Annotated in this window: 7 protein-coding genes and 1 tRNA gene; 4 read left to right on the forward strand and 4 right to left on the reverse strand. The window is 62.5% G+C overall.

Features of this window, described 5'->3' with window-relative positions; genetic code table 11:
- Nucleotides 1-317: 317 nt before the first annotated feature.
- Nucleotides 318-746 (reverse strand): YbjN domain-containing protein, encoded by a 429-nt coding sequence (locus U9R61_RS12500; RefSeq protein ID WP_322489150.1) that lies wholly within the window; start codon nucleotides 744-746, stop codon nucleotides 318-320.
- Between the two features lie 472 nt (nucleotides 747-1218).
- Here U9R61_RS12500 and U9R61_RS12505 point away from each other — a divergent pair, with 472 nt between their 5' ends.
- The gene (locus U9R61_RS12505; protein WP_322489151.1) at nucleotides 1219-2580 is read left to right on the forward strand and encodes a TrpB-like pyridoxal phosphate-dependent enzyme; all 1362 of its coding nucleotides are present in this window, start codon (nucleotides 1219-1221) and stop codon (nucleotides 2578-2580) included.
- 9 nt (nucleotides 2581-2589) lie between these two features.
- Here the strand turns inward: U9R61_RS12505 and U9R61_RS12510 are convergent, their stop codons facing one another.
- Entirely contained in the window at nucleotides 2590-4536 is a 1947-nt protein-coding gene (locus U9R61_RS12510) for a hypothetical protein (RefSeq protein ID WP_322489152.1), read from the reverse strand.
- Nucleotides 4537-4729: 193 nt separating this feature from the next.
- Between U9R61_RS12510 and trpS the strand changes: the two genes are divergently transcribed.
- The 3 genes from trpS (at nucleotide 4730) to U9R61_RS12525 (ending at nucleotide 7879) form a co-directional block, all read left to right on the forward strand.
- Complete coding sequence (gene trpS, locus U9R61_RS12515; RefSeq protein ID WP_322489153.1) at nucleotides 4730-5740, forward strand: tryptophan--tRNA ligase; 1011 nt, start codon at nucleotides 4730-4732, stop codon at nucleotides 5738-5740.
- A 65-nt stretch (nucleotides 5741-5805) separates the two neighbouring features.
- Nucleotides 5806-7326 carry an anthranilate synthase component I gene (gene trpE, locus U9R61_RS12520; RefSeq protein ID WP_322489154.1) on the forward strand — a complete coding sequence of 507 codons (1521 nt, stop codon included), beginning with the start codon at nucleotides 5806-5808 and terminating at the stop codon, nucleotides 7324-7326.
- A 10-nt stretch (nucleotides 7327-7336) separates the two neighbouring features.
- Nucleotides 7337-7879 (forward strand): methylated-DNA--[protein]-cysteine S-methyltransferase, encoded by a 543-nt coding sequence (locus U9R61_RS12525; RefSeq protein ID WP_322489155.1) that lies wholly within the window; start codon nucleotides 7337-7339, stop codon nucleotides 7877-7879.
- Between the two features lie 689 nt (nucleotides 7880-8568).
- Here the strand turns inward: U9R61_RS12525 and U9R61_RS12530 are convergent.
- Both U9R61_RS12530 and U9R61_RS12535 read right to left on the reverse strand, forming a co-directional pair.
- Nucleotides 8569-8645: transfer RNA gene (locus U9R61_RS12530), tRNA-Arg, on the reverse strand.
- A 325-nt stretch (nucleotides 8646-8970) separates the two neighbouring features.
- Nucleotides 8971-9951, reverse strand: a complete 981-nt coding sequence (locus U9R61_RS12535; protein WP_322489156.1) for a fructose-bisphosphatase class II family protein — start codon at nucleotides 9949-9951, stop codon at nucleotides 8971-8973.
- Nucleotides 9952-10113: the final 162 nt, after the last annotated feature.

The raw sequence follows: 10113 nt of genomic DNA on the forward strand, positions 1-10113 counted from the left end.
ATTGCTTCGGTTGGTCAGCCCCAGCGTGGCTGAGGCCGCCCCTCCCTCGTAATGACAGAAGGAATGCGGGCGCTGGGGAACCCTCACCTCTAGCCCCGCTCCCATTGGCGCAGGAGTGGCGCGCTATTGCGTTTCACTCCCGCAATGCTTTACTTGCCATCCAGCAGCGCCCCCTCTCCTGCCATCAGGTGGGCGAAAGGGGCGGAGGGTGAGAGCCAGCAACCCACTGCGCGGGCTTCGTCAGCGTAGCCCGGCCCTTGAGGGCCGGGTTCCGGATCAGAGGTTCTGTCCGCCCCTTAAGGGGAGAAAATGGGAACTTACGCAATCACATCCGTCTGGTCTTTCGCCAGCGCGGCCCGCACGTGATCAATGAAGGTGCGGGTGGCAAAGATGATGTTGCGCCGCGTGACGCCACCCGATACAACCAGATAGCCGTCAAAGCCGATGTCACCGTCGCGATCGACATAGGCGCGCACGATGTGCAGCTCGTCGTTGACTCGGTTAACGTACAGCAGCCGGTCGGCCAAATCATGCGCCGGACTAGCCCGAAACTGGCTCATAAACCGGATCTGTTCGCCTTCGCGGATCGGGAAGGCCCAGATGCGAAAGCCTTGCCGGATACACACGTCGCCGTCGCTATCTCGTTCAACCTCAAAATAAGCGTTGTTGTAGAGGTCGAATAACCACTCTTTGCTGATCTGGTTGGGATAGACCAGCTCATCGGGCGCGTTGCCGGCTGTTGACATTGATGTTCCCTTTCTGCGAATGGCTGATGACGCTTTCATTATAACAGCCGCACAGCCGATGAACATGGCTAAACCGTCAATCCTCTGCGCCTGCTTCGGTGCAACCATCCTGCATTGACACTCGCCGCCGAGAATGGTATACTGCCGTCACATTCAAATAGCTGACGTTGATCAGGAAGAGTAGCAAGCGTGGCGACAGTCCAGCGAGCCGGTGGTGGTGCGAGATCGGCGAGTTCGGTGCTTGTGAATGGGCCTGTGAGTCGCGCGGCGAACCGGGTTGGCCCCGCAGTAGCTGTTGCCGGAGACGCCACCGTTATCAGGGCGCTAGGTGTGGAACGGCTTAGTCGGCAGCACCTGTAGAGTGCGTCGCTTGCGCGAGCAGCGGCGAACGAGAGTGGCACCGCGGTTTCCCCGTCTCTCGACCAATTCGGTCGAGAGTTTTTTGTTGGTTTCTTGCTGCGAGGAGGGTTCTGTGGAAACGGTTAAGTATCTGCTCAGCGAAGACCGCCTGCCGGAGTCGTGGTACAACATCGCCGCCGATCTGCCTTCTCTGCCGTCGCCGCCGTTGCATCCGGCGACTGGCCAGCCGCTCGGCCCTGCCGATCTCGCGCCGCTCTTCCCGATGGAGCTGATCAAGCAAGAGGTCAGCACCGAGCGTACCATCCCAATTCCCGATGAGGTGCGCGCGATTTACCGGCAGTGGCGGCCAACGCCCCTCTTCCGCGCCCGCCGGCTTGAGCGCGCGCTCGATACGCCGGCCCGCATTTACTACAAGTACGAGGGTGTCAGCCCTGCCGGCAGCCATAAGCCGAACACGGCAGTAGCGCAGGCCTACTACAACAAGATCGAGGGTGTGCGCCGACTCGTGACCGAAACCGGCGCTGGTCAGTGGGGCTCATCGCTCGCCTTCGCCGGCGCGCTCTTCGGCCTTGAGGTCGAGGTGTTTATGGTCAAAGTCAGCTACAACCAGAAGCCCTATCGCCGGGCGCTGATGGAGACCTACGGCGCGCGGGTGATCGCGAGCCCCAGTACCGAGACGGCGTCGGGCCGCGCGATTTTGGCCGAACATCCCGATAGCACCGGCAGCCTTGGCATCGCGATTTCTGAGGCGGTGGAAGTGGCGGCCCAGCGCGATGATACCCGCTACGCGCTCGGTAGCGTGCTCAATCACGTCCTCCTCCACCAGACGGTGATCGGCCAAGAGGCGATGATCCAGATGGAGATGGCCGGCGACTATCCTGATGTGGTGGTGGGATGCACCGGCGGCGGCTCGAACTTTGCCGGGATTGCCTTCCCGTTCATCGGCGCGAAGCTGCGCGGCGAGCGTCCGCTGCGGGTGGTGGCGGTCGAGCCGGCGGCTTGCCCGTCGCTGACTAAGGGCAAGTATGCCTATGATTACGGTGATACGGCCCACCTGACCCCGCTGGTCAAGATGCACACCCTTGGCAGCACCTTCGTGCCTCCCGGCATTCACGCCGGTGGTCTGCGCTACCACGGCATGGCCCCGCTCGTCAGCCATCTGCTTGAATTGGGGGTGATCGAGGCAATTGCCATTCAGCAGCTCGAAACCTTTGCCGCTGGCGTGCAATTTGCCCGCCTTGAAGGCATCTTGCCCGCGCCTGAAGCCAATCACGCCATCGCCGGCGTGATCCGCGAGGCGCTCCGCTGCAAGGAGGAGGGCAAGAGCGAGGTGATTCTGTTCAATCTGTGCGGTCACGGCCATTTCGACTTGCAAGCCTATATGGATTATCAGGCCGGCAAGTTGCGCGATTACGAGTATTCCGACGCCGAGGTGGCGATGGCGTTGGCCGGCTTGCCGTCGGTGGGTGCGTGAGAGACGCCGTCACCGGCTTAACGTGACGCTCACGGTGGCAATCGGCCCGGCGGCGGCGATGACGGCGTACCGGCTAAAACCGATCTGCTCGATCTGCACGGGTACCGGCACGCCGTTGAGGGTCACGGTTTGCGGCGTCGCTCCCGCCGGTACAAGCAGGCGTAACCGGAAGCTATCGCCGCTGCCGGTGGTGGTGAGATCGATCCGGCCCGGCTGGTTGGCCGTTGCCGGCGTGTATTGCCAGCGATAGGCGACATAGCCGTCGCTGGCGGCGTAGCGGGCCACCGCGTAGACATCGCGGATTGTGTAGACCGGATCGGCTGGCCAGCGTGGCGAGATGGTGACGGTGTTGAAGGCGATGTGCCGGTCTTCGATCCCGGCAGCGCCTTCAACCAGCGCGCCGAGCATGGCGCTCGCGCCCCAGCCGTCAGTAGGCAAAAATTCGCTTACCGGGGCGATCCCGCCGGTCGGGTAATACCAGAGGTAGGTCGCGCCGGTGCGTTCGATCAGGTCAATGTAACGTTGCAAGATGTTAAAACCGTAGGCTTCATAACCGTACCGGAACGCGCCACGGGCCAGTTCGCCGCCGACCAGCGGCATCACACCGCCGTTGACGTACTCTCCCGGACGTTCGCCCAACCGGCCATTCATGCCGAATGCGTCTGCCGGGAAGGGCGGGTCGATGCTGTACCACTCGGCGAAGGCGATCCGGTTCGGGTCGTTCAACCGGCGCAGGTATTCGGCGACTATCGCGCGCCCTTGCGTTTCGGTCAAGACGCCGCGATTGAGCGCAATCGCGTTCGAGAGGCTCAGTTGCTCGGCTTCGTTTACGCCGGGTACGTCGTAGGGAATGAGTTTGACATGGTGCGTGTAGAAGCGGCCATTCCAACTCAGCGCATTGAGGCGCACCATCAGATCAGCGGCGATGGTGCGGCGCACGGCGGCCAGATCGGCCTGCCCCGCCGCCTCTTCCATCAGCGCCAGCATATTGAGCGCCGCCGCCAAGCCGGTGTTGTCGCCGTGGAAGATGCCCCACTTGGTTTGGTCGTCGATCCAGTGGCGCGGCCCCAGTTCGCCGGTGTTTGTGTTGATCATCGGCGGGCCGTATTCGTAATCCCACGTGTCAATGGTGAATGGGCGCTTGACCAAGCCCAGTGCCGGTTCCCAGCGCAGCGGATCGCGCATCGTGTAGTCGATGGCGCGTTGCGCCGCCGGCAGCATGCGCAGCATCCACGCCGTGTCGCCGGTGACTTGCCACGTCTCGTAGATCAACTGCACGAAGAGGTATTCTACGTCGGCTTCGACCGGGGTGCGGAAGGCGGCGATGTCCCATTCCGGGCGGGCCAGAAAGTCGGGCAGACTGCCGTCAGGCGCTTGCACGCGGGCGAACGCTTCCGGCAACGAGCGCAGGTCGGTCTCGAAGTAGCGAAACGCGCGATTTTGGTAATAATGGTCGCGCAGCCAGAGCAACGGGCTGTCAGGCGAGCGGTAGCCGGCCACCAGTTGCCCATCGAGCCGGTAGCTCAGCCGGTCGGCGGCCATAAACTTGCGTACCGTTGGGTACAGCCGGTCGTAGCCGGCTACGCCGGTGCGCAGAGTGGTTTCGGCTTCCAGCCGGTAGATCGTGCCGTTCGCCACCATCCGCCCGTCAGCCGTGAAGAGCGCGGCCCAATGGTCGCCCAAGCCACCGCGTGGTGCCACTTCGACCCATCCTTCGCCGTTGGCAATAGTCATCCCAAACGCGCCGGCGAATCGACCGCGGCTGTCGAAGATAAGCAGAATGGCTGGGCCATCATACCCGCTGATGCGCACTGCCACTGGCGCAGAGTCCAGTGGTTGCACCACGGGGTTGAGGCTGGTGAAGGTTGCGGACGGCTCGGCCAGCGCCGGCATAATCGGCGCGCTCAGGCTGGCGAGCAGCCCGAGCAGAGCAAATAAGAGGATCAAACGCTTCATTGTGTACCTAAAATGCTGATGAAGGGCACCGATGTTCCTAGTATAGCATTGTTGAGGGAACGCTCTGATGAGGTGCAGGCCGCTGGAGAGCAGATCGGGTTGCTCCTCGGCGTCCCCTGCGATCTCGGCGGTAAATAGAGCTGGCTTACTCGTACCACACCTTTGGCGATAGACATTGACAAGAGGGTAGCTTATGGAACGCAAACCACGAGTCTTTTCCGGCATTCAGCCTTCGGGCAATCTCCATATCGGCAACTATTTGGGCGCTATCCAGCAATGGGTGGCCGGGCAGGGCCAGAAGACCAACTTTATCTGTATCGTTGACTTGCACGCGATTACCGTGCCGCAAGAGCCGGCAGCGCTGCGCCAGCAAACCCGCGAACTCGCTGCGCTGTTGCTCGCCTGCGGGATCGATCCGCAGCAGACGACGCTCTTTGTGCAGAGCCATGTGCGCGCCCATGCCGAATGTTCGTGGGTGTTTAGCTGCGTCACGCCGTTGGGTTGGCTCGAACGTATGACCCAATACAAGACCAAGGCCCAAAAGCAAGAGAGTGTGATGACCGGTTTGCTTACCTATCCGGTGCTGATGGCTGCCGACATTCTGCTCTACGACGCCGATGAGGTGCCGGTGGGTGAGGATCAGAAGCAGCATATTGAGCTGACCCGCGATCTGGCCCAGCGCTTCAACCATCTCTACGGCGAGACCTTTGTCATTCCCAAGCCGGTGATCCGCGAGAGCGGCGCCCGGATTATGGGTTTGAACGATCCATCGGCCAAGATGAGCAAATCGGACAACACTCGCGGCCATGCCATCCGCATTGTCGATGACCCCGACGAGATTCGCTGGGCGATTAAGCGGGCCGTTACCGATTCCTACAACGAAATCCGCTTTAGCGATGACCCAGAGCGGGCCGGCGTCAACAATCTCTTGCAAATCTACGAGCTGCTCACCGGGAAGAGCCGGCCTGAGATCGAGGCCCATTTCGCCGGTAAAGGCTATGGTGCGCTGAAAAAGGAGGTTGCCGAGGTCGTGGTCGAGTCGCTCCGCCCAATCCGCGAGCGGTACTACCAGTTGATGAACGATCCGGCTGAGCTGGATCGCATTCTGGCGATTGGCGCCGAGCAGGCCCGGGCCGTCGCCGAACCAAAGATGACCCTGATCCTTGAGCGGGTGGGGTTTGTGTTGCCGAATGATCGGAGATAATCCCGCCGGTGGCGGCGCGCGGTGGTGCGCCGTTACGGAAGCGTTACGATATTAAGGACATCAACATGTATTACCCAACTCTTGACCAGATGTACGACTTGCGCCGGCAGGGCAACCTCTGCCCGATCTACCGCGAGATTATGGCCGATCTGGAAACGCCGGTGTCGGCCTATCTCAAGATCGCGCAGAACGGTCTCGGCTTTCTGTTGGAAAGCGTGACCGGCGGGCAGAATGTGGGGCGCTATTCGTTCATCGGCAGCGATCCCTATATGGTGCTGCGTATGCACGACGGCGTGGCGCAGGCGACCCATGGCGGCTACAAGCAGACCCTCTTGTACACCGATCCGCTGATCGTGCTTGAGAGCTACCTCAACGCCTACCGTCCGATCCGCCTGCCCAACCTACCGATCTTCGTCGGCGGCGCGGTCGGCTACCTCAACTACGAATCGGCCCGCTACTTCGAGCGGCTGCCGCTGCCGCCGGTGCGCCCCTACGACATGCCCGATAGCTGGTGGATGTTTGTCGACACGCTGCTCGCCTTCGACCACGTCCGTCACAAAATCATCGTCATTTCGCATGTCCATCTCGATGTCGAAGATCTGACCGCCGAGTATCAGCGCGCCGTCCACCGGATCGAGGCGTTGATTGCCCGGCTGCAAAAGCCGCTGCCGCCGACCATCGGCTTCAGTCTGCGCAACTACGAGCCGCACAATACGCCGGCGCGCGTCGTGCCGAATCCGGCGGTCTCGAACCGTACCGAAGCCGAGTTTAAGGCAGCGGTGTTGCGGGCCAAAGAGTACATCATGGCCGGCGACATCTTTCAAGTGCAGATTTCCCAACGCTTCAGCAAGACCACCAGCGCCGACAGCTTTACCATCTATCGCGCCCTGCGCACGATCAACCCGTCGCCGTATATGTTTTACATTCGCACCGGCGAAGGCGATCTGGTCGGCGCGTCACCCGAAATGCTGGTGCAGGTGCGCGACGGCAAGGTCACGACCCGCCCGATTGCCGGCACCCGCTGGCGCGGACGCGATGCCGCCGAAGATGAACGGTTGGCCGCCGAGCTGCTGGCCGACGAAAAAGAACGCGCCGAGCATCTGATGCTGGTGGATTTGGGCCGGAACGATCTGGGCCGGATCAGCGAACCCGGCACAGTGCAGGTGCCGGTCTTTATGACCATCGAGAAGTATAGCCACGTGCAACATATTGTGTCAGAGGTCACCGGCAGGTTGCGCGCCGACCTGAAGCCGATTGACGCCTTGCGTGCCTGTTTCCCCGCCGGCACCGTCACCGGTGCGCCCAAGATTCGCTCGATGGAGATCATCGCCGAACTCGAAGGCGAGCAGCGTGGCGTCTATGCCGGCGCAGTCGGCCACCTCGGTTTCAACGGCGACCTTGACACCTGCATCGCCTTGCGCACGTTGATCGTCAAAGATGGCGTTGCCTACGCCCAAGCCGCCGCCGGTGTGGTCGCCGATAGCACACCCGAATACGAATTCAACGAGAGTTGCAACAAAGCGTCGGCATCGTTGCGCGCGATCGATCTGGCGGAAGAATTGCAAGCCGGTAGCCCATCATCCTAGCGGGCGAGGCATGCCTCGCCGTGAGCGCGCCGTGATCACGAATACCCCTATCACCGTCGCCTTCGCCGCTAGCCCGCTAGGCCGGGTGCTGGTCGCCGCCACCGCCGCCGGCCTCTGCGCCGTCTACCTCGGTGACGACGACGACACCCTGCTCGCCGCGCTCCGCGCCGAATGTCCGGCAGCGCCAATCAGTGCCGGCGCGGCACCCGGTGCGGCTGCCGCGGCGATTGCAGCCTATCTGCGCAACGAAGCCGATCTGCCACCGGTGCCGCTCGATCTGCACGGCACGCCGTTCCAACAGTGGGTATGGCAGGCGCTGCAGGCCATCCCGCGCGGCAGCACCCGCACCTACGGCCAGCTGGCCCGCGACCTTGGTCTGCCGGTAACGGCAGCGCGGGCCGTGGGCCGGGCCTGCGCAACCAATCCGCTGGCGATCGTGGTGCCTTGCCACCGCGCCCTCGGCGCTGACGGCAAGCTGCACGGCTTTCGCTGGGGCATCGAGCGCAAGCGGGCCTTGTTGGCGCTTGAGGGGGTATTGCTGCCGGAGGGATAACTTCTGGCGATGGTGTGCTACTGCGTGGGGGGTATGCTTTTCATTGTGCGGCGGCGTGTTCGATTGTCATTGCGCGGGAGTGGCGACACCCAGCGCAGCGGGGGCCGCCCGACCGAAGCAATCCCCCGCTTCAGCGAGATCCCGTGCCTGAGCGCACCCTTTCCGCTGAAGGGGGAGATTGCTGCGGGGGCTGCGCCCCCTCGCACTGACAGTTAGGAAAGCGGGCGCTTGCCGAGAGTATTGCCTCCGAAGCAATGACAGTTGAGGGGCAGGCAGAACGTATGAGCGTAGATATGGTTGCTGGCTGTGTGATGCACCGGTTTGCCCTCACCCCTAGCCCTCTCCCACTGGGGCGAGAGAGGGGAGTGTAGAGCCGGGCTTCGAGGCACTGCATAGCGATCAACGGGTGTGATCGAGCACTTATTCTGTCCGCCCTTCAACCACTGGGGGAGGGAGCAACCCAGCGCCCCTCAATGTGCGCTGAGGTCATTGCGCGGGAGTGGCGGCGCCCAGCGCAGCGGGGGCCGCCCGACCGAAGCAATCCCACGCTTTAGCGAGAGCTAATGCCTGAGCATACCGTTTCCGCTGAAGGAGGAGATTGCTGCGGGTGCTGCGCCCTCTCGCAATGACAGGCTGGGAGTGAGGGCCGAATGCGGCCAAAACAAAACCCGCCACACTGGCGGGCTGACTGGCGACCCCGGCGCGACTCGAACGCGCGACCTTTTCCTCCGCAGGGAAACGCTCTAATCCACTGAGCTACGGGGTCGTATTCATTTCACCCCCAGATTATAGCACAATCTTGGCAATTATGCAAATCGGTCTCACGCCGGAAGGAGCCGGCAGCGGCACGCAAGATTGCTTGCGCACGACTTGAGTCACGCCGCTTCGGAGTGCTCTTCGCGCCCAATGGCCTGTCTCACAGATAGCGTGGTTTGGCGAACCTCTCGGTTGGATCGTTCGGATTGGTCATCAAGACGCATAAGTACCCCTTCTCCCGCGGATAGGAGAAAGGGTGCGTCAATCGCACTATAGGTGGTAGAGGGTGCACCTTTCGTCTCGCCATCGCCAAGCCGGCAATCGCGTTGCTCTCTTCACCCCGTCAACAAATGCTCGGCGAAGATCAAGCGGCGGGTACGGGTTTCGCAGCGCAGAATCAGCGAATTGGTCTCTGCCCGATCGCCGGCCAAGCGCACCCCACGCAACAAGATACTGTCGGTGATGCCGGTGGCGACAAAAAAGATCTGGTTGCTGCTAACAATATCGTCGCAGGTCAAGATGTGTTTGGTGTCGAGACCGGCGCGGGTAATCGCCTCGCGCTCGGCTTCGCTCTGCGGGGCGAGGCGGGCCAGCATCGCCCCACCCAGCGATTTGATTGCGCACGCCGCCAGCACCCCCTCCGGCGCACCGCCAATCCCCATCAGGAGATCGACATTGGTGCCGGGCATGGCTGCTAGCAACGCACCGTAGATGTCGCCATCATCGGCCAGCATAACTCGTGCGCCAGCCGACCGGATCTCTTCGATCAGGTGAGCATGGCGAGGCCGATCGAGCACAAAGACGACCAGATCGCGCACCGTGCGCCGGGTAGCGCGCGCCACGAGCGCCAGCGTCCACCCTGCCGGCGCATCGAGGCATTCCGGCACCAGATAGGGCGCAATCTCAGGCCCGACAATAATCTTATCCATATAAGCTGCCGGATGCGGCGCCCACAATGCGCCGCGGTTCGTTACTGCGGCAAACGAGACCGCTCCGGCGCGCCCTTGCGCCAACTGGCGCCGGCCATCAACCGGATCTACGATCAAATCTGCCGGCGGCCCATTGCCGGTGCCAACCCGAGTGCCGCCGGACAGCGGCGTGCTGGCCATTGCCCGCACCTCTTCACCCATCGCTAGCCGTCCATCAAGTTCGAGGATGGCCAGCGCCGCGGCCATCGCGGTGGCCGCCGCCCGATCCGCCTCTTCGATTTCGCCGCGCCCCATGAGCCGGGCCGCGGCAATCGCCGCGGCTTCGGTGGCGCGCACCAGATCAAGGCCAGTGTTGGGGCCGAGCCGTTGTGATTGGGGAATGTCCATCGTCGTGTCCTCTGCCATTTCCGGTAGCGACTGCCTGATGTCGATCAAAATTGCTCTACTGCCTCAAGAAGATTGGCCGCTTCCCACGCCAGCATACCTCCCTCCAGCACCTGCGGCGGCGGGGTGCGTCCGGCCAGCAACGCCGCCGCCCGCATACTCCGC

The organism is Chloroflexus sp., from assembly GCF_034431535.1.
Taxonomy (GTDB): domain Bacteria; phylum Chloroflexota; class Chloroflexia; order Chloroflexales; family Chloroflexaceae; genus Chloroflexus.